This window comes from Stappia stellulata (assembly GCF_020176715.1).
Taxonomy (GTDB): Bacteria; Pseudomonadota; Alphaproteobacteria; order Rhizobiales; family Stappiaceae; genus Stappia.
Genome location: NZ_JAIVMF010000001.1, coordinates 497,743 through 518,128, shown reverse-complemented (window position 1 = coordinate 518,128; position 20,386 = coordinate 497,743). Strand labels below are relative to the sequence as shown.

Here is a 20,386-nt window from a genome sequence, read left to right as displayed (position 1 = left end):
AACTGCCTTCAGGGCTGTGACCGCCGGGTGGTGTCATCCGGCACCTGGTCCGGTTTCGCTGCAGTCCCGGGCTCGGTAGGGCCATCCGGGGCTGCATCCTTGCGCGGAGTGTCAAAGGAACTGAGCCTGCGCGCCGTGACTTTCTTGCGCGCACGTCTCATCTTGACCTTGTTCATTGCCCGCCGCGATACCTTGCCGAGATCCTGCCGCGAGAAGAAGAACGGCAGCACGGGTTCTTCCGGTTCGACATGTTCCACCGCAAGCCCGACGGCGGTGATTCCGTGATCGTCGTTGATGTCGCGCACGACGAGGTCGATGTCGCCGTAGGGCACGCGGTCGGTCGGCTCGATGTCGTCGCCAAGCTCGCGTTCCATCACCTGCTTGAGCGTCAGTTCGGCATCGCGCCGCTCGACGCGAAACCCGTAGGCCGCGCCGACGTCGGCGATGCGCGTTGCCGGATCGAGCGGAAAGTCACCGAACAGCGCCGGGTCGTGCTCGTCTTCCGGCGCGCCGGCGAAGAGTGCGTCGAGCACCGGCACCTGACGCGCGTTGGTGAGGATATAGACCCGGTCGCCGGCCTCGGGACGTCCGGCCTTTTGCAGGCGGATGGTCTTGCCGTCGCGCAGGATCAGCGTCGGCCTGGCCCAGCGGGGAATGCGGGCCCCGCGCGCCACCGCACTTGCCGGATGCACCGTGTAGCAGACGATTTCATGATCGAGCCCGCCCGGCAGTTCCAGCTCGATCCGCTCGACGGGGCCGCGCCTTGCAGGCACGATCAGCTTCAGCCATTTCGCCATCGGGCGGATTGTCCAGCCCTGAAGGACGAGAGAGGTCAGCACGATCAGAAAGGTGACGTTGAAGATCGCCTGGGCATTCGGCAGTCCCGCGATCAGCGGCAGGATCGCGAGCAGGATCGAGACCGCGCCGCGCAGGCCCACCCAGGAGACGAAGGCGATCTCCGCGCGGGTAAAGCCGAAGGGCAGCAGGCAGAGCCAGACCGCGACGGGCCGGGCGACGAAGATCAGCACGGCGGCGAGCACCAGTCCGGGGAGCGCGACGTCACCGAATTGCGAGGGTGTCGCCAGAAGACCCAGCGTCACGAACATGCCGATCTGCCCGAGCCAGGTCATGCCGCCCTGAAAGTTTTTCAGCGCCGGCTGCTGGCGGATGCGGACATTGCCGCAGGTGATGCCGGCGACATAGACGGCGAGGAACCCGCTGCCGCCGGCAAGCGAGGTCGCGCCGGAAAGCGCCAGGGCCAGCGCCAGCACGACGATCGGATAGAGCGCCGGCTCCAGGTTGACCCGGTTGACCAGTTGCACGATGGCATAGCCGCCGGCGAGACCCGCGGCCAGGCCGATGCCCATCTGCTGGACGAATTGCAGGGCAAGTCCGCCGGCGGTGCCGCTGTCGAAGTCGAGCGCGCCGGCCGTGATCATGCTCACCAGCGTCATGGTGAGGAAGATCGCCATGGGGTCGTTCGATCCCGATTCCACCTCCAGCGTGGCGGAGATCATCTCGCGCAGGTGGACCCCGCCGACGCGCAGGAGGAAGAACACCGCCGCCGCGTCGGTCGAGCCGACGATGGCGCCGAGCAGGAGCCCCTCCACCCAGGACCAGTCGAACAGCAGATGCGCCGCCGTCCCGACCACCGCGGAGGTGATGCCGACGCCGAGCGTCGCCAGCACGAGGGCAGGGGCTGCGGCGAGCCGAAAGGTCGACAGTCGTGTTCGAAAACCGGAATCGAACAGGATGATGGCAAGCGCGATGGAGCCGATGAAATAGGCCGCGCGCGCGTCGGAAAAGGCGATGCCGCCGGGACCGTCCTCGCCGGCGGCAATGCCGACCAGCAGGAACACGAGAAGCAGCGGCGCCCCGACCCGAAAGCTGACGAGCGACGTGAACACCGACACGGCGACGAGACCGGCAGCGATCAGGATCACGAGGTTCAGCGTTTCGAGCATTCAGCGGGGCCCTGCCCCGTGTCGGGGCGTGTCGAGGGAATCGTGCAATTCCCCCGACTATACGGCAATTTGAGCCCGAATTGCGGTCGCCTCAGGCGGCGGCGCGCGGTGCGGTCGTCGCGACGCTTGCCGGCGTTGCCGCGCCGCTTGCAAAGATCCGGCCGAAGCGGTTCGCAAGGAAGGTGTCGAGCGCGATATCTTCCTGTTTGATCAGGCCGCGCGTCGCGATCTTGCCCGCACGCATCAGGTCGAGCGCGGTGCAGACGCCGGCCGATGTGGTGCACTGGATCGCCGACCAGGTGTCGCCGGCAAATTCCTGCGCCGTCACCCGGTAGACGGCGGAATCCTGCTCGTGCAGGTCGCCCTTGGTTCCCGAGGCGGTGATGAAGATCAGCACCACATCCTGCCGGGTCATCGGCACGGCGGTTTCCAGCACCTCGCGCATCAGGTCGCGGCGATCCTTCATGCCGAGGTCCTGCAGCAGCATGCGCATGATGTCGCGGTGCCCCGGATAGCGGGTGGTGAGATAGCGCAGGTTCTGGACCTTGCCGGCCAGCGTCTCGCTCAGCGAGCCGAGACCGCCGGAGGTGTTGAACGCCTCGTAGGTCACGCCGTCGAGGGTGAAGTTCTCGTAGCCCTCAAGCGGCTGGACCAGCGTCGGCTTGCCGTTGACGACGGCCTCGCAGGGCTCGCAATACTCGTTGATCAGCCCGTCGGTCGACCAGGTGAGATTGTACTTCAGCGCATTGGTGGGAAAGCGCGGCAGCGCGCCGACGCGCATCGTCAGCGTGTCGAGCGTGTCGAAGCGCTTGGCGAGGTCGTGACCGGCGATGGAAACGAAGCCCGGCGCCAGACCGCATTGCGGCGCGAAGGCCGTCTCCGCGCCCTCGGCGAGCGCGCGCACGGCCTTGGTCGAGGCGACGTCCTCCGTCAGGTCGAGATAATGCGCGCCGGCGCGTTTTGCGGCGCGGGCAATCGTTTCGGTGAGGAAGAACGGCGCGGCGGAGAGAACCGCCTTCTTGTCCGACAGCGCTGCGACCAGCGCATCCTCGTCGGCGACGTCGACCACTTCGGTGGCGACCCCCGGCCGGGCGGCATTCGCCAGCGCGGCGGCATCGCGGTCGGCGATGGTGACGGCATAGTCGCCCGTATCGGCGAGCATCGCGGCAAGCGCGCGCCCGATCTTGCCTGCGCCCACGATCAGTACCGGCCATGTGCTCATGACGTAAATCCTCCTCAAAAGCCTTGATTTCGAGGAGGTTACGTCCGTGTCCGTTCGCCGGGGAGGGCCCATTCCGCCGGATGTTGCCGGTTTTTCGTTGATTTGACAGAACTTCCGACGATTTGCCGGATCAGCCGCCGGCGAGCGTCGGCACGGGGCTGCGGTCGAACTTGGTGGCGAGCACGATGGAGGAACGCGAGCGCTGCACGCCGGGAATGCCGGCGATGTCGTCGAGCGCCTCGTCGAGATCCTCAAGCTGCGGCGCCTCGACGACGAGGCAGATGTCGAATTCGCCCGAGACCGTCAGGCAGGAGCGGATTTCCGGAAAGGTTTCCAGACGCTTGAGCGTCTGTCGCACCTGCTGCTGCTCGACGGCGAGCATCACCAGGGCGCGCACGGGATTGTCCTGCGCCGGGCGCGACAGCACGGTCGTATAGCCGGTGATCACACCCGTCCGTTCCAGTCGCGCGATCCGCTCGTGCACGGTTGAGCGGGCGACGCCGAGCTTGCGCGCAAGCTCGGAAGTCGGCATGCGCGCGTTCATCTGCAGCAGCGCAAGGAGCTTCTTGTCGAGGGAATCGCGGGGAGAGGCCATGAAATCCGTGTTCCGGTCCGGTGATTCGTCGATAATACCGACGAATCGCGGGCGCTCCCATTCAATTTGTCCGTTCTCGCGGGGTGCGCCTGCTTTTAGGCAATCGTATAGGGGATCAGCCGGCGGTCGTTGCTGTCGATGGTGATGGCGCGGTTGAGCGGCGGCACGGAGCGTTGCGGGCAGGTCAGCCGCTCGCAGATGCGGCAAGAGATGCCGATCGGCTCGAAGGCGGCGGCGCGGGTCAGGTCGAGGTCGTCGCAATAGACGATGTCGCGGGCATGGGCGATCTCCGTGCCGAGCGCGATGGCGTAATGCAGCACCGGCCCGCTGTAGCCGCCCGATTTCTTGATCACATGCGCGGCGAGCGAGATGTAGCGCGAGCCGTCCGGCGTCTCGGCCAACTGGCGGATGATCGTGCCCTGGGTCTCGAAGGCGCGATGGACGTTCCACAAGGGGCAGGCGGCACCGAAGCGGGCGAACTGCAGCTTTGTGGCGGAGTGCCGCTTGGTGATGTTGCCGGCCCGGTCGACGCGGGCAAAGAAGAACGGGATGCCCTTCATGCGGGGCCGTTGCAGCGTCGACAGGCGATGCGCGACCTGTTCGAGGCTCGCGCCGAAGCGGTCGGCGATCAGGTCGAGGTCGTGGCGGGTTTCCTGCGCCGCGCGCAGGAAGGCGCGATAGGGCAGCACCAGCGCGCCGGCGAAGGCATTGGCAAGCCCGATGCGCGCGACATGGATGGCGTCGTCCGACTGGAACTTCGCATCCTTCAACACGCCGTCCATGATCCCGGTCGCCTCCAGCAGGGCGATCTGGTGGGCGAGCTGAAAGACGATGGTCGATTCCGGCAGGGCCTCGTTGAGCACCAGCCGTTTGGCCGCGCTGTCATAGGTGCGGATCTGGCCCGCGTCCTCGCCCGAGCGGCGGCGCTGCACGGTGATGCCATGCCGGGTTTCCAGGTGGTCGACCAGATCGCGGGCGAAGATCCGTCCGGCCGGCGCGATTGTCTGCGACAGAGCTTCCGCCGCCAGGTCGAGGTCGTGGATGTAATTGTTCTCGAAGTGGAAGAAATCGCGCACTTCCTCGTAAGGCGTCGGCCGCGCCAGGCTCTCGTCGCGCGCCAGCGTGTCGTCGAGGGTGGCGAGCTGCTCGCTGGTCTGGCGGTAGGCCTGATGCAGCCGCACCAGCCCGTGGGCGATGTCCGGTGCGTTTTGGCACACCATCTTGAAGTCCTGCAGCCCCGGCACGTTGCCCGCGAACACCGGATCGGCGAAGACTTCCTGAAGCGCTGCAAGCAGCCGGTCGTTGTCGTCCACCGACAGCGAGGAGATATCGAGGCTGAATTTCTCGCTGAGCGACAAGAGCACGGGGGCGGAGACCGGGCGCTGGTTGTTCTCCAGCTGGTTGACGTAGCTGGTCGACAGGCCGAGCCTTTCGGCGAAATCCCGTTGCGTCAGCGCCGCTTTCTCGCGCAGACTGCGGATCTGGCGGCCGAGGAAAAGTTTTTTCATTCCGGCGTGTCCGTCTCCCGATCCGCCGTGACGGCCTGTCCGGCGAGTTTGCAAATTTGCAGAATTGAATTTGCAAACAGATTAAATTCGCTTTGCGGCTTTTTCAACTCTGACTTCGCCGCGTTAAACGGGTAGGAGCACGGACGATTGCATCGGGAGGTTTCGCAATGACGCAACATGCCGGATCGACACGCGCTTCGCTGTCCTTCGCGCCGAAGGGCCTTGTCGCGACGCTCGCCACCGCTTTCGCCGGATCGCTGCTTCTCACCGTCTCCGCCAAGGTCAGCATCCCCTTCTATCCCGTTCCGATGACGCTGCAGACGCTGGCGCTGCTGGTGCTGGGCTTCACGCTCGGCCCGCGCTGCGCCGCCGCCGCCGTGCTGCTCTATCTGGCGCAGGGCGCGGCCGGTTTGCCGGTCTTCTCCGGGACGCCGGCCAAGGGCATCGGCCTTGCCTATATGGCCGGCCCGACGGGCGGGTTCCTCGTCGGTTTCCTCGCCTCCGCCTGGCTTGCGGGCTGGTTCGCGCTCAGCGGCTGGACGCAAAACCTGTGGCGCGCCGTGCCGGCCGCGCTGATCGCCCAGGCGGTTGTCTTTGTCCCCGGCCTGCTCTGGCTCGGCCTGCTTCTCGGTTTCGACAAGCCGGTTCTCGCCTGGGGGCTGTATCCCTTCGTTCTTGGCGGTATCGTCAAGTCGCTTCTCGCCGCCGCCATTGCCGTGGCGCTGACCCCTCGTCCTCGTAGCTGAAAGGCCCGTCCATGCAGGAGATTTTGCAGGAGCTGGAAAACCGCCGCGCCGCCACCCGGATGGGCGGCGGGAAACGCCGGATCGACGCCCAGCATTCAAAGGGCAAGCTGACCGCGCGCGAGCGCATCGACGTGTTTCTCGACGAAGGGTCGTTTGAGGAATACGACATGTTCGTCGCCCACCGCTGCGTCGAGTTCGGCATGAGCGGCACGCAGATGCCGGGCGACGGCGTCATCACCGGCTGGGGCACGGTCAACGGCCGCCAGGTCTATGTGTTCTCGCAGGATTTCACCGTCTTCGGCGGCTCGGTTTCGGAGACGCACGCGCAGAAGATCTGCAAGATCATGGACATGGCGATGCAGAACGGCGCACCCGTCGTCGGGCTGAACGACAGTGGTGGCGCCCGCATCCAGGAGGGCGTGGCCTCGCTCGCCGCCTATGGCGAAATCTTCCAGCGCAACATCATGGCCTCCGGCGTCGTGCCGCAGATCAGCGTCATCATGGGGCCCTGCGCCGGTGGCGCGGTCTATTCGCCGGCGATGACCGATTTCATCTTCATGGTGCGCGACACCTCCTACATGTTCGTCACCGGCCCGGATGTGGTAAAGACCGTGACCAACGAGGTGGTGACGGCGGAAGAACTCGGCGGCGCCAAGACCCACACCAGCAAGTCCTCGGTCGCCGACGGCGCTTTCGACAATGATGTGGAAGCGCTGATCGCGCTGCGCCGCTTCATGGATTTCCTGCCGGCGAGCAACCGGGAAAAGCCGCCGGTGCGCACGTTCTTCGACGACCCGGCGCGCGTCGAGCCCTCGCTCGACACGCTGATCCCGGACAATCCGAACAAGCCGTACGACATGAAGGAGCTGATCGTGAAGATCGCCGACGAGGGCGATTTCTTCGAGCTCCAGGAGGCGTTTGCAGGCAACATCATCACCGGCTTCATCCGCATCGAGGGGCAGACGGTCGGCGTGGTCGCCAACCAGCCGATGGTGCTGGCCGGCGTGCTCGACATCAACGCCTCGCGCAAGGCGGCGCGCTTCGTGCGCTTCTGCGACTGTTTCAACATTCCGATCCTGACACTTGTCGATGTTCCGGGCTTCCTGCCGGGCACGACCCAGGAATATGGCGGTGTCATCAAGCACGGCGCCAAGCTGCTGTTCGCCTATGGCGAGGCGACGGTTCCCAAGGTCACGGTGATCACCCGAAAGGCCTATGGCGGCGCCTATGACGTCATGGCCTCCAAGCACATTCGCGGCGACATCAACTACGCCTGGCCGACGGCCGAGATCGCGGTGATGGGCGCCAAGGGCGCGACCGAAATCCTCTACCGCTCCGAACTCGGAGATGCCGAGAAGATCGCCGCGCGCACCAAGGAATATGAAGACCGTTTCGCCAATCCCTTCGTCGCGGCCGAAAAGGGCTTCATCGACGATGTGATCATGCCGCAGTCGACGCGCAAACGTGTCGCCCGCGCCTTCGCCGCGCTTCGCAAGAAGACGCTGACGAACCCGTGGAAGAAGCACGACAACATTCCGCTGTGAGGCGGGGAGGCGTCCGGGGTGCCGACGATCTTCGAATGGAAGGGATGGAAGTTTCTGTTCTACAGTCTCGATGGCCATGAACCGCCGCATGTTCATGTTCGCAAGGATCGCAAGGAAGTCAAAATCTGGCTGGAGAGCCTTGCGGTCGCGAAAAACAGGCGGTGTAGCGATCAGGATATTTCGGCGATCCTGAAAGTCGTGACCCGAAACCGAGACGCTTTCGTGGAGAGGTGGCATGAATATTTTGGAGATTGATCATGATCTTCTCGAGCCGGTCGCGGCTCACTGCACCGAGAGCGAACTCGTGGTCACGCTTGCCGACGGAGTTCGTCTCGTCACGCCCCTGTGGTGGTATCCGCGGCTCCTCCAGGCGACACCGGAGCAGCGCCGCGTGATCGAGTTGTCGCCCTTCGGCGTGCATTGGCCGGAGATCGACGAGGACCTGAGCATTGAGGGGATGCTGAAGGGCCGTAAGGCCCCTGGCGCGACGCCTCCGGCGGAGGCGGCTGAGTAGTTTCGAGGGTGGAAAATCCGTTGCCCGGTTCTCGCGCAACTTCCACCTGACAGCAAAAGACGAAGTTGAAGGTGGCGTCACACATGATGCGGGCACGTCATTCAGATCGGAAAGACACAGAATGCTGAAGAAAATCCTGATCGCGAACCGCGGCGAGATCGCCTGCCGCGTCATCAAGACCGCCAAGAAGATGGGCATCGCGACCGTCGCCGTCTATTCCGACGCCGACCGCGACGCGCTGCATGTGAAGATGGCCGACGAGGCGATCCACATCGGCCCGCCGCCGGCGAACCAGTCCTATATCGTGATCGACAAGATCCTGGACGCCATCCGCCAGTCGGGCGCCGATGCGGTACACCCCGGCTACGGCTTCCTGTCGGAGCGCGCGGAATTTGCCGAGGCGCTCGCGAAGGAGGGCGTCGCCTTCATCGGCCCGCCGCCGAACGCCATCGAGGCGATGGGCGACAAGATCACGTCGAAGAAGCTCGCGGCGGAAGCCGGCGTCTCCACCGTTCCGGGCTACATGGGCCTGATCGCGGACGGCGACGAGGCGGTGAAAATCTCCGGCGAGATCGGCTATCCGGTGATGATCAAGGCGTCGGCCGGCGGCGGCGGCAAGGGCATGCGCATCGCCTGGAGCGAGGGCGAGGTCCGCGAGGGCTTCCAGTCGTCGAAGAACGAGGCGGCCAGTTCCTTCGGCGACGATCGCATCTTCATCGAGAAGTTCGTCACCCAGCCGCGCCACATCGAGATCCAGGTGCTGGCTGACACGCACGGCAACACGATCTATCTCGGCGAGCGCGAATGCTCCATCCAGCGCCGCAACCAGAAGGTCATCGAGGAGGCGCCGTCGCCCTTCCTCGACGCCGAGACGCGCAAGGCCATGGGCGAACAGGCGGTCGCCCTTGCAAAAGCCGTCGGCTACGCCTCCGCCGGCACGGTGGAATTCATCGTCGATGGGGAGCGCAATTTCTATTTCCTGGAGATGAACACCCGCCTGCAGGTGGAGCACCCGGTGACCGAGCTGATCACCGGCATCGACCTTGTCGAGCAGATGATCCGCGTCGCCGCCGGCGAGACGCTCTCCGTCACCCAGGACGACGTCAAGCTGAATGGCTGGGCCATCGAAAGCCGGCTTTACGCGGAAGATCCCTACCGCAACTTCCTGCCCTCCATCGGCCGGCTGACGCGCTATCGTCCGCCGCAGGAGGGCCGCAACGCGGACGGCATCGTCGTGCGCAACGACACCGGCGTCTTCGAGGGCGGCGAGATCTCCATGTTCTACGATCCGATGATCGCCAAGCTCTGCACCTGGGCGCCGGACCGGCTGACCGCGATCGACGCCATGTCGGCGGCCCTCGACCGCTTCGAGGTCGAGGGCATCGGCCACAATCTGCCGTTCCTCTCCGCCGTGATGGATCACGAGCGGTTCCGCTCGGGCAACATCACCACGGCCTTCATTGCCGAGGAATATCCGGACGGCTTTGCCGGCGCGACGCTCGATGACGCGAGCATCGCGCGTCTCGTCGCCATCGCGGCCGCCTGCAATTTTGTCTCCGAGACCCGGGCCACCGGCATTTCCGGCGCGATGGACAACCATCGCCGGGTGGTCAATCCCAATTGGGTCGTGACCCTCGACAAAGTCGAACATGCGGTCAAGGTGCTCGAGACGAGCGACGGTTTCCGCATCGAGGGCGCAAATGGCGCGCCGATGGCGGTCTCGCTCAACGGCTGGCGTCCGGGCATGCCGCTGGTGGAGGCGGTGGTCGACGGCGTTTCCTGCGCGGTCAAGATCGCCCGCACCATCCAGGGCTATCGCATGCGCATGCGCGGCGCGGATCTCACCGTCACCTGCCTCACGCCGCGCCAGGCGGAGGCCGCGCGGCTGATGCCGGAGAAGATCCCGGCCGACACCTCCAAGATGCTCTTGTGCCCGATGCCGGGGCTGATCGTCTCGATCTCGGTCGAAGCCGGTCAGGCGGTGGAAGAAGGCCAGACGCTTGCGACCGTCGAGGCGATGAAGATGGAGAATGTCCTGAAGGCGGAACGCAAGGGCGTTGTGAAGAGCGTCAACGCCAAGCCCGGCGACAGTCTCGCCGTCGACGAGCTGATCATGGAATTCGAATAGTGCGGATAGACCCCGGCAAGGAGATCCGGATTCTGTGTTGCGTACTTGCAGGTGCCCTTGCGACCAGCGTGGCGATGGTGGCCCACGGCGCGATCTGGGTCCGGTTTCCGCCGACGGGGTCAGCCGGAATGTTCTTCGCCAAGGCGGCTCTGGTGGGAATTCCGGCGTTCGGCGGCGGACCCTTCTGGGTTCATCTGTTCAACGCCGGTGTGTGGGGGGCCTGGGGCGGCCTGGCCTACGGGCTTTGCATGCGGATGCTGTTCGGGTCCGTGCGGATCGGCCGGCTTGCGCTGCTCTTCGGCCTCGGCCTGGCTGCTGTCGCGATTGGCGGACAGCTCGCCATCCTCGGCATCGTGTCCTCGGTGTCGCTGGGGTATCTTTTTCTGGCCGGCTATGCGGTCGCAGGGCTGTTCGTGGTGAGGGACTGGCCGTCCGGAGAACGCAGGGTGACAGGTGCTGTCGCCTGAGATTGAAGCCATTTTCCGAGAATGAGCATGTCCTGGCAGGACAGGCCCGCGGAGGGATGACAAGATGACAGAAAAGACCGTACGCGACTGGATGGACCTGGCGTCCAGGGAACTCAAGGGCCAGAGCGCGGAGGATCTCGTCTGGCAGACGCCGGAAGGGATCCCCGTCAAGCCGCTCTACACGCAAGCGGATCTTGAGGGGATCGACCATCTCGGTACGCTCCCCGGCTTCGATCCCTTCCTGCGCGGGCCGCGCGCGACTATGTATGCCGGTCGCCCATGGACCATCCGCCAGTATGCGGGCTTTTCGACGGCCGAGGAGTCCAACGCGTTTTATCGCAAGGCGCTCGCCGCCGGCCAGAAGGGCCTGTCGGTCGCCTTCGACCTCGCCACCCATCGCGGTTACGACAGCGACCATCCGCGCGTCGTCGGCGATGTCGGCAAGGCCGGCGTCGCCATCGACAGCGTGGAGGACATGAAGATCCTCTTCGACGGCATCCCGCTGAAGGAAATGTCCGTTTCCATGACCATGAACGGCGCGGTCATCCCTGTGCTTGCAAGCTTCATCGTCGCCGGCGAGGAGCAGGGCGCGACGCGCGCCGAGCTTTCCGGCACGATCCAGAACGACATCCTCAAGGAGTTCATGGTCCGCAACACCTATATCTATCCGCCGGAGCCTTCCATGCGGATCGTCGCGGACATCATCGAGTATACGGCCAAGGAAATGCCGCGCTTCAACTCGATCTCGATCTCCGGCTACCACATGCAGGAAGCCGGCGCGACGCTGGTGCAGGAACTGGCCTTCACGCTCGCCGACGGACGCGAATACGTGCGCGCGGCGCTGAAGAAGGGCCTCGACGTCGACGCCTTCGCGGGCCGACTGTCGTTCTTCTTCTGTATCGGCATGAACTTCTTCATGGAGGCGGCGAAGCTGCGCGCGGCGCGGCTGTTGTGGTCGCGCATCATGGACGAGTTCGAGCCGAAGAAGCCGCAGTCGAAGATGCTGCGCACCCACTGCCAGACGTCGGGCGTGTCCTTGGCCGAGCAGGATCCCTACAACAACATCGTGCGCACGGCCTTCGAGGCGATGTCGGCGGTGCTCGGCGGCACCCAGTCGCTGCACACCAACTCCTTCGACGAGGCGATTGCCCTGCCGACGGAGTTTTCCGCCCGCATCGCCCGCAACACCCAGCTCATCCTCAACCATGAGACCGGCGTCACCAATGTCGTCGATCCGCTGGCCGGCTCCTATTACGTCGAGAGCCTGACCGACGAGCTCGCCACCCGCGCCTGGGAGATCATCGAGCGCATCGAGGCGGAAGGCGGCATGACGGCCGCCGTCGACAAGGGTCTGCCCAAGCGCATGATCGAGGAAGCGGCCACCCGCCGTCAGGCCGCCGTCGACAAGGGCGATGCGGTGATCGTCGGCGTCAACAAGTACCGCCGCGACGACGAGGACGCGCTCGACATCCTGCAGATCGACAATGCGGCGGTGCGCAAGTCGCAGGTCCGCCGGCTGGAGAAGATCCGCGAGACCCGCGATCCCGACGCGGTGGCCGAAACGCTCAAGGCGCTTGAGGAAACCGCGCGCACCGGTAAGGGCAACATCCTGGAGCGCGCCGTCGAAGCGGCCCGGGCGCGGGCCACCGTCGGCGAGATTTCCGACGCCATGCGCGCCGTCTTCGGCGACCATGCGGCGACCCCGGAAGTCGTCACCGACATCTACGCCGGCGAATACAAGGACGAGCCGGAGTACCAGACGCTGGTCGCGCGTCTCTCCGATCTCGCCGCCGAGCTTGGCGAAAAGCCGCGCGTGATGGTCGCGAAACTCGGGCAGGACGGTCACGACCGGGGTGCCAAGGTGATTTCCTCGGCCTTCGGCGATGTCGGCTTCGAGGTGCTCGCCGGCCCGCTGTTCCAGACGCCGGAGGAGGCGGCCAAGGCCGCCATCGACGCCAAGGTCCATGTGGTCGGCGTGTCGTCGCTTGCCGCCGGCCACAAGACGCTGCTGCCGCAGCTCGTCAAGGCGCTGGAGGAACGCGGCGCCGGCAACATCATCGTCGTCTGCGGCGGCGTCATCCCGCGTCAGGACTACGAGTTCCTGAAAGAGGCCGGCGTCGCGGCGATCTTCGGCCCCGGCTCCAACGTGCTCGACGCCGCCCGCTCGGTGCTCGACCTCATCGCCGGCCGCCGCCGCAACGTAGCGTAAGGCGCTGCGCTTTCTGATCGACTGAACACGGCCGGTTGCGATCCCGCGACCGGCCGTTTTGCATCACCTTGCTCAGGCCGGCGTGTCCGCGATCTCGCGCGCCGGCGCGCGGACCTGCGGCCGGCACATCCCCCAGAGCGCGTCTTCATTGTGGCGGGTGACGTCCTGCGCCACTGCGGCGATGGTCGTGCGCAGCCACTGGTGGGCGGGATCCGCGTCGTCGCGGCTGTGCCAGATCAGCTTGACGGTGAATTCCGGCATCTCGATCGGCGGTTCGAAGATCTCCAGGTCCAGCAGCTCCGCCTTGGCGAGCGCGATGCGCGCCGGCAGGCAGGCGACCAGATCGGCTTTCGCGACCGCATAAGGCGCGAAGATGAACTGCGGCAGGGTCAGGAACACGCGCCGCTTCAGCCCGCGCGCTGCAAGCGCTGCATCGATCGCGCCACCCGGACCGTTGCGCGGGGCGACCAGCGCGTGTTCGGCTTCGACGAATTGCTCCAGTGTCGGACCGTCGGGTCCGAACCGCCCGCGCCGGGCGATCCCGACCAGGCGATCCGCATAGAGCGGCGCGGCGCGGTGGCGGGGTTCAAGATCGCCGACGACCCCGATGGCGAGATCGATCTCGCCGTCGTCCAGCATCGGTGCCATGCCGACGGTCCGCGTGTTCTTGATGTGAAGATCGAGACTGGGAGCCGTCTCCCGGACCCGCTCGATCATGTCGATCAGGAGCACCGCCATGGAATTGTCGGTCATGGCGATCCTCACCACCCGGTCGAGCCGGGCCGGGTCGAAGGCCAGTGCCGGGGCCAGCGCCTCCTCGATCCGCGCCAGCGCCTCGCGCACGGGCAGCGCAAGCGATTGCGCCCGGGCCGTCGGCTCCATGCCCCGGCCGGAGCGCACGAACAGCTCGTCGTCGAGCAGCGCGCGCAGGCGCGACAGCGCGTTCGACATCGCCGGTTGCGACAGGCCGACCCGGCGCGCCGCGCGCGTGACATTTCGTTCGCTGAACAGCGCGTCGAAGGCGACGAGAAGATTGAGGTCGATGGCTGATATATTCATCTGGTGAATGTCACAGGATACCCAAAATCAATTGGACGATAGACGGCATCTGCCCCAGATACAATCGGGTTCCGTTTTCGAAAGGCCGGCGCGCAAGTCGCCGGTCCCGCGTCCAGGAGGCTTTCATGATCCGTTTGAATGTGAACGGCGAGGATCGAGAGGTCGATGTCGATCCCGAGACGCCGCTGTTGTGGGTTTTGCGCGACGAGTTGCAATTGACCGGAACGAAATACGGCTGCGGCATTGCAGCCTGTGGCGCCTGCACCGTGCAGATGGACGGGTTTCCCACCCGGTCTTGCCAGACGCGGGTGTCGGATGTCGAAGGCGCGAAGATCACCACCATCGAGGGTGTCGACGGCAAGGCGGCCAGCGCCGTGCAGGCCGCCTGGCGCGAGCTCGACGTTCCGCAATGCGGCTACTGCCAGTCGGGGCAGATTCTGGCGGCGACCGCGCTTCTGGCCGAGACGCCGAAGCCGAGCGACGACGACATCGACGCCGCGATGAGCGGAAACGTCTGTCGCTGCGCCACGTACCACCGCATCCGCGCGGCGATCCACCGCGCATCCGAAACGATGGAGGGCTGAGCCGATGCTGCATCTCATGCAACGAATGGCCAATGCGGCCCCGCGCCCGAGCCGGCGCTCCTTTTTGAAGCTCTCCGCCGGCGCTGCCGGCGGGCTGCTGATCGGCGTCAAGCTGCCGGGTTCCCTGGCGCAGGCCGCGGAAGGCGCTGCCTCGGACCAGATGTTCACGCCCTTCGTGCGCATCACGCCGGACAATCTTGTCACCGTGCTCAACAAGCATCTCGACATGGGGCAGGGCAACGCCACGGGGCTTGCGACCCTCGTCGCCGAGGAACTCGATGCCTCGACGGAGCAGATGCGGGCGGAATTCGCGCCCGCCGACAATGCGAAGTACCAGAATCTGCTCTTCGGCGTTCAGGGGACGGGCGGCTCGACCGCCATCGCCAACTCCTTCGAGCAGTATCGCAAGGCCGGCGCCACTGCGCGCGCCATGCTGGTGGCGGCCGCCGCCGAGGCCTGGGGCGTTGCAGCCTCCGAGATCTCCGTCAAGGCCGGCACCCTGTCGCATCCCTCGGGCAAGTCGGCGACCTTCGGCGAGATGGCCGAGGCGGCAGCGGCGCTGGACGTGCCGGGCGACGTCACCCTCAAGACGCCGGACCAGTGGGTCTATATCGGCAAGGGCTTCCCGCGGCTCGACGTGGCGAACAAGACGGTCGGCGCGCCCAATACCTACGGCATGGACGTGCAGCGCGACGACCAACTGGTTGCCGTTTTGACCCGTCCGCGGGCCTTCGGCGCGACGGTCGCTTCGCTCAACGCCGACGAGGCGCGCAAGGTCGCGGGCGTCGTCGACGTCATCGATGTGCCGGGCCACGGCGTTGCGGTGCTTGCGACCTCCACCTGGCCGGCGATCAAGGCGCAGGGCCTGCTGGAGATCGAGTGGGACGAAAGCAAGGCCGAAACCCGGTCCTCCGATGCCCTGTTCGACGAATACCGCACGCTGGCGCAAGCCGAGGGGCCGGTGTTCCGGCACGATGGCGATGCGGCGGCGCAGCTTGAGGGCGCGGCGAATGTGGTCGAGGAGACCTTCGAGTTTCCCTATCTCGCCCATGGCATGATGGAGCCGATGGTGCTCACCATCCATGTCGAGGGAGACCGGGCGACACTTTGGTATCCTGCGCAGTTCCAGACGGTCGACCAGGCAACGGCGGCCTCCGTGCTGGGCATCCCGCAGGAAAATGTCGCGATCAACACGCTCTACGGCGGCGGCTCCTTCGGCCGGCGCACTTCGTTTGACGCCAAGCACATCGTCGAGGCGGCCTCCATTGCGAAGATCTGGGGCAAGTCCCAGCCGATCAAACTGGTCTACACCCGCGAGGATGACACGCGCGCCGGCTACTACCGGCCGATGGGCGTTCACAAGGTGCGTGTCGGTCTCGATGCCGATGGCAATCTGGTCGGCTGGCACCATCGCATCGTCCAGCAGTCGCTGATGAGCGGAACGGCGTTTGAATCCTTCGCCGTCAAGGACGGGATCGATTCCACCTCCGTCGAGGGCGTCGAGGACTTCAGCTATGCGGTGTCGGCGTTCCACGGCGAGCTGCATTCGCCGAAGGTCGGCGTGCCGGTTTTGTGGTGGCGGTCTGTCGGCCACACCCAGACGGCCTATGTGGTGGAAACCATGATCGACCGCGCCGCCGAGGCGGCCGGTGCCGATCCGGTCGCCTTCCGCCGGGCGCATCTCACCCGCAAGACCGGGAGCGACGCGCATGATGCCGACAACGCCCGCAAGCTCGGCGTGCTCGACAAGGTCGTCGAGATGTCCGGCTGGAGCGAGGGTGCGCCCGAAGGCCGCTTCCGCGGCGTTGCCGTCCACAAGTCTTTCAACAGCTATGTGGCCGAGGTCGCGGAGGTCAGCCGGCGCGACGACGGCACCTTCAAGGTCGAGAAGGTCTGGTGTGCGGTCGACTGCGGCGTCGCCGTCAATCCCGACAACGTCAAGGCGCAGATGGAGGGCGGCATCGGTTACGGGCTCGGCGCGATCCTCTTCGACGAGATCACGCTGACCGATGGCCACGTCGACCAGGAAAACTTCGACACCTACCGTCCGCTGCGCATGGAAGACATGCCGGCGGTCGAGGTCGAGGTGATCGCCTCGGCGGCCGCGCCCACCGGTGCGGGCGAGCCCGGCACCCCGCCCATCGGCCCGGCCGTCGCCAATGCGATCCGCGCCGCGACCGGCAGCGTCCCGTCGGTCCTGCCGCTCTCCAAGGCGGGCCTTGCCTGACCGGCTTCTCAAAGCCGGGGCTCTTCACGAGACCGCACCGCGCCGGAGCAATCCGGTGCGGTGCGGACGGTTGATGAAGATTGCGCATGTTCTCCCGCGTCATACCGGGCAAGCGAAAGCGCGACCCGGTATCGGAGAGCCAGAAGCTTATGGTCTTAGTGGGGTGCTCACCGCGAAACCGTGCCTCCCCGATTCCGGATCGCAGCTAACGCTGCGTCCGGAATGACGCCTTTTCCGTGGCTTTGCCAGAAGCCGCACCGCGCCGGAGCAATCCGGCGCGGTGCGGACGGTTGACGAAGGGTGCGCATGCTCTCCCGCGTCATACCGGGCAAGCGGAAGCGCGACCCGGTATCGGAGAGCCAGAAGCTTATGGTCTTGTGGGGTGGTCACCGGGAAACCGTGCCTCCCCGATTCCGGATCGCAGCAAACGCTGCGTCCGGAATGACGCCTTTTCCGAGGTTTTGCCAGAAACCGCACCGCGCCGGAGCGACCCGGCGCGGTGCGGACGGTTGATGAAGGGGGCGCATGCTCTGCCGCGTCATACCGGGCAAGCGAAAGCGCGACCCGGTATCTGAGAGCCAGAAGCTTATGGTCTTGTGGGGTGGTCACCGGGAAACCGTGCCTCCCCGATTCCGGATCGCAGCTTACGCTACGTCCGGAATGACGCCTTTTCCGTGGCTTTGCCAGCAACCGCACCGTGCCGGAGCGACCCGGCGCGGTTCAGACTGCTGACGAGGGGTGCGCATGTTCTCTCGCGTCATACCGGGCAAGCGGAAGCGCGACCCGGTATTGGAGAGCCAGAAGCTTATGGTCTTGTGGGGTGCTCACCGCGAAACCGTGCCTCCCGGTGTCCGGATCGCAGCTAACGCTGCGTCCGGGAGGACGCCTTTCTCCATGGTTTTGTCAGCAACTTCGCCGCGCCGGAGCGATCCGGCGCGGTTTTTCGTTGGCATCCCCGGCAGGCCCTGTCCATAACGGGCCGCGGCGTTTCGGCCACTGGTTAGCCGACGGCCTCGCGGCTTCGCCGAGCAGGGTCACCTTGAGGAGTTTTCGTGAGCGGCTATCGGCTGAAGGACGGCGGCGTGTGGATCGACCGGGGGCGAGAGATCCGGTTTCGTGTCGATGGGCGTGACGCTACTGGATTCTTCGGCGACACGCTCGCCTCGGCGCTCCTTGCCTCAGGCGTTTTGCGGTTTGGACGCAGTTCCCGCTATCGCCGGCCGCGCGGCGTATTCGGCGCCGACGATGATCTGACCGACCTGCGCGTGGCGCGGGCAGGGCGCCCTGCGCGGGCGTTGGACATGGCTGCCCGGGAGGTCGATCTTGAAGCGGATCTGGAGGTCTGGCGTCCATCGCGCGGCTGGCTGTCACTGCCATTCGCCCTGATCGGAGCCGAAGCCTTGCGCGGGCCTCGTCGCATCTCTTGCCCCGGTGAGGGAGATGGCGTCGCGGAGACGACGGATACAGGAAACACAGGCACGCTGGAGGCCGCCTGCGACGTGCTGGTGGTCGGTGCCGGACCGGCGGGCCTGATGGCGGCCAAGGTCGCGGCTGCCGCCGGCCTGCGCGTTTTGCTGGTCGATGAGAACCGGCGGGCCGGCGGACGGCTGGTCGAGACCTCCGGCCGGCTTGATGGAGCGGCACCCCATGACTGGGCGCAGGCCACCGCCCGTGCGCTCGGTGCTCTCCCGAATGTCACGATGTTGCCGCGCACCCGGGTCTGCTCCGCAGGCGAAGGGGGCGTGTTGCGCGCCGTCGAACAGGGCGTGTCGGGGCGGCGGGACTGGCGGATTGCCGCCGGCCATGTCGTCTGGGCGGCAGGGGCGCGGGAGCGGTCGCTGATCTTCGCCGGAAACGATCTGCCCGGCGTGATGCTCGCCTCCGCCGGCCTTGGCTGCGCGCGGCGCCATGGCGTTGCTGTCGGCCACAAGGTCATTGTCTTTGCCAACAACGATGGCGGGGCGCGCACGGCGCTTGCGCTGCATGAGGCCGGCGTCGGCGTGAAAGCCGTGGTCGACATGCGCAGCCGTCCCGACCCCGCGCTGGTGACGGCGCTCGCGGTGCGCGGAATTCGTCTGGAAGCCGGTGCGGTCGTCGCCGCCGCACGCGGGCGGCGGGCGATCAAGGGGGTCGACATTCGCGGGTTCGATCCGCGTTCGGGGCAGCTCGGCCCCAATGTCATGCATCCCTCCTGCGACGCGCTGCTCGTCTCGGGCGGCTGGATCCCGTGCCTGCCAGCAGGCGCCACGGCCACTTTTGATGCGCGGCTCAACGCCCTTGTGCCGAGTGAGACGGCGAGGGACTGGACGATCTGCGGCGCCGCCGCAGGCCTTCTCGCGCTCAACGACGACCTCGACAGCGGCCGCGCGGCGGGCGCGGCGGCGGTGCGCGCCTGCGGCGGCGAGCTGGGGGAAGCGCCTGCCTGCCCGCAGGTCGAGGCCGGAGAGCCGGCGGACCTGCCTTTGGGCGTGGTCGAGGTGCCGGCGCAGGGCCGCGGCAAGCGCTTCCTCGACCTGCGCCACGATGTCACGGTCGAGGATCTGGAGCGCGCCGAGCGGGCCGGTTTTGCCGGGCCCGGCGACGAGCGTCTTGCCGCCGTGCTCGGGCTGGCGACGTCGCGTGCCGGCCTTGCGAACCCCGATGCCCTTGCCGTTCTGGCGCGATTGCGCGGTTGCTCGGTGGCGGAGCTTGTCGGCAGCTCGCCGGTCGTCGCGCCGCGCGGTGGGCCTTGACCGGGACGACGCGACGGGCGAGTCTGGGGTGATGCGGCCTGTGCCGGTTCGCCGGTGCCGAACGTCTTTTCCGTGGCTGGCCAGACCTTTGGCCGATACGCGCCGGTGTCGCACCTGATGCCGTTCGGCGCCCGGGCAAGTGAAAGGCCCGGACAGGTCGGCCATGATCGCCTTTTCATCATCTTACGGGAGCCGCCTGCATGTCCGATGCTCCGTCCGAGCTTCACGTTGAACCGACCAGCGGCGAATTGACGCCCGGAGAAACCGTTGGCGCCGGAGATCCGGCGGTGACCCTGTGCGAGCTCAAGCTTGCCGCCGTGCTCGAAATCGGGGCCTGGCCGAACCGCCTTGAGGCGGTGACGGAGACGCTGGCGACGCTGTGTCAGGCGGACCCGCCGGGCCGGCCGGGGCGGTTCTCGCAAGGCGATGCGGCGCTGCTCGGCTGGCTCGCTTTCGGCCGCTTCCTGTGGCTGTCCGACGCCGAGGAGGATGCGACGCGGCTCGGCGAGGCGCTCGATACCAATGACGCCGCCGTGGTCGACCTCGGATCGGCCCGCCGGGGCGTGCGCCTGTCGGGCGCGGCGGCGATCGATACGCTCAACAAGCAAGTCGCCATCGATTTCGACCTCAAGGCGTTTCCGCCGGGGTCGCTGGCGCAGGCCGTGATCGATCAGGTTCCGGTCGTCATCCTGCGCCGCAGCGAAGACAGTTTCGACCTGCTGGTCTCCTCCAGCCTCGCCGATGCCTTCCTGTGCTGGCTGCGCGATGCGGCGGCCGAATTCGGCTACCGTGTCGGCGACCCGATCGACCATGCGGTTCCGCGTCCCGCATCCTGACCGGCGCCCGCAGGCGGTGAGACGCCGCCTGCGATTTTGCCGATTTTGTCC

Annotated in this window: 16 protein-coding genes; 11 read left to right on the top strand and 5 right to left on the bottom strand. The window is 66.4% G+C overall.

Annotated elements, in window-relative coordinates; translation table 11 throughout:
* Nucleotides 1–8: 8 nt before the first annotated feature.
* From LC092_RS02365 to LC092_RS02350, 4 genes are all read right to left on the bottom strand, one after another.
* Nucleotides 9–1,964 carry a potassium/proton antiporter gene (locus LC092_RS02365; protein WP_224804656.1) on the bottom strand — a complete coding sequence of 652 codons (1,956 nt, stop codon included), beginning with the start codon at nt 1,962–1,964 and terminating at the stop codon, nt 9–11.
* A gap of 91 nt (nt 1,965–2,055) precedes the next feature.
* Nucleotides 2,056–3,186, bottom strand: a complete 1,131-nt coding sequence (locus LC092_RS02360; protein ID WP_224804654.1) for a saccharopine dehydrogenase family protein — start codon at nt 3,184–3,186, stop codon at nt 2,056–2,058.
* A 130-nt stretch (nt 3,187–3,316) separates the two neighbouring features.
* Nucleotides 3,317–3,781, bottom strand: coding sequence for an Lrp/AsnC family transcriptional regulator (locus tag LC092_RS02355; protein WP_224804652.1), 465 nt, complete (start codon nt 3,779–3,781; stop codon nt 3,317–3,319).
* Between the two features lie 95 nt (nt 3,782–3,876).
* Nucleotides 3,877–5,289, bottom strand: a complete 1,413-nt coding sequence (locus tag LC092_RS02350) for a helix-turn-helix domain-containing protein (protein WP_224804650.1) — start codon at nt 5,287–5,289, stop codon at nt 3,877–3,879.
* Between the two features lie 167 nt (nt 5,290–5,456).
* Here LC092_RS02350 and LC092_RS02345 point away from each other — a divergent pair, with 167 nt between their 5' ends.
* The 7 genes from LC092_RS02345 to scpA all read left to right on the top strand — a co-directional run bounded on the left by LC092_RS02345 (nt 5,457) and on the right by scpA (nt 12,897).
* Nucleotides 5,457–6,035, top strand: a complete 579-nt coding sequence (locus LC092_RS02345; RefSeq protein WP_224804647.1) for a biotin transporter BioY — start codon at nt 5,457–5,459, stop codon at nt 6,033–6,035.
* An 11-nt stretch (nt 6,036–6,046) separates the two neighbouring features.
* Nucleotides 6,047–7,579: an acyl-CoA carboxylase subunit beta gene (locus LC092_RS02340; RefSeq protein WP_224804645.1), complete on the top strand. Its 1,533-nt coding sequence runs from the start codon at nt 6,047–6,049 to the stop codon at nt 7,577–7,579.
* An 18-nt stretch (nt 7,580–7,597) separates the two neighbouring features.
* Nucleotides 7,598–7,834, top strand: coding sequence for a DUF4160 domain-containing protein (locus LC092_RS02335; protein WP_224804643.1), 237 nt, complete (start codon nt 7,598–7,600; stop codon nt 7,832–7,834).
* Nucleotides 7,815–8,093 (top strand): DUF2442 domain-containing protein, encoded by a 279-nt coding sequence (locus LC092_RS02330; protein ID WP_224804641.1) that lies wholly within the window; start codon nt 7,815–7,817, stop codon nt 8,091–8,093. The genes LC092_RS02335 and LC092_RS02330 overlap by 20 nt, the downstream gene beginning before the upstream one ends.
* Nucleotides 8,094–8,214: 121 nt before the next feature.
* Complete coding sequence (locus LC092_RS02325; RefSeq protein WP_224804639.1) at nt 8,215–10,221, top strand: acetyl/propionyl/methylcrotonyl-CoA carboxylase subunit alpha; 2,007 nt, start codon at nt 8,215–8,217, stop codon at nt 10,219–10,221.
* 128 nt (nt 10,222–10,349) lie between these two features.
* Nucleotides 10,350–10,688: a hypothetical protein gene (locus LC092_RS02320; protein ID WP_224804637.1), complete on the top strand. Its 339-nt coding sequence runs from the start codon at nt 10,350–10,352 to the stop codon at nt 10,686–10,688.
* A gap of 64 nt (nt 10,689–10,752) precedes the next feature.
* Nucleotides 10,753–12,897 (top strand): methylmalonyl-CoA mutase, encoded by a 2,145-nt coding sequence (scpA, locus tag LC092_RS02315; RefSeq protein WP_224804635.1) that lies wholly within the window; start codon nt 10,753–10,755, stop codon nt 12,895–12,897.
* 72 nt (nt 12,898–12,969) lie between these two features.
* On the opposite strand, the gene LC092_RS02310 is transcribed toward scpA, so the two are convergent.
* Nucleotides 12,970–13,956 (bottom strand): LysR family transcriptional regulator, encoded by a 987-nt coding sequence (locus LC092_RS02310; RefSeq protein WP_224804633.1) that lies wholly within the window; start codon nt 13,954–13,956, stop codon nt 12,970–12,972.
* Nucleotides 13,957–14,081: 125 nt separating this feature from the next.
* Between LC092_RS02310 and LC092_RS02305 the strand changes: the two genes are divergently transcribed.
* From LC092_RS02305 to LC092_RS02290, 4 genes are all read left to right on the top strand, one after another.
* Nucleotides 14,082–14,540, top strand: coding sequence for a (2Fe-2S)-binding protein (locus tag LC092_RS02305; RefSeq protein WP_224804631.1), 459 nt, complete (start codon nt 14,082–14,084; stop codon nt 14,538–14,540).
* Between the two features lie 4 nt (nt 14,541–14,544).
* Nucleotides 14,545–16,767 carry a xanthine dehydrogenase family protein molybdopterin-binding subunit gene (locus LC092_RS02300; RefSeq protein ID WP_224804629.1) on the top strand — a complete coding sequence of 741 codons (2,223 nt, stop codon included), beginning with the start codon at nt 14,545–14,547 and terminating at the stop codon, nt 16,765–16,767.
* A 1,052-nt stretch (nt 16,768–17,819) separates the two neighbouring features.
* The gene (locus LC092_RS02295) at nt 17,820–19,499 is read left to right on the top strand and encodes an FAD-dependent oxidoreductase (protein WP_318245895.1); all 1,680 of its coding nucleotides are present in this window, start codon (nt 17,820–17,822) and stop codon (nt 19,497–19,499) included.
* 200 nt (nt 19,500–19,699) lie between these two features.
* On the top strand, nt 19,700–20,335 hold the full coding sequence (locus LC092_RS02290) for a sarcosine oxidase subunit gamma (RefSeq protein ID WP_224804627.1): 636 nt from the start codon (nt 19,700–19,702) through the stop codon (nt 20,333–20,335).
* Nucleotides 20,336–20,386: the final 51 nt, after the last annotated feature.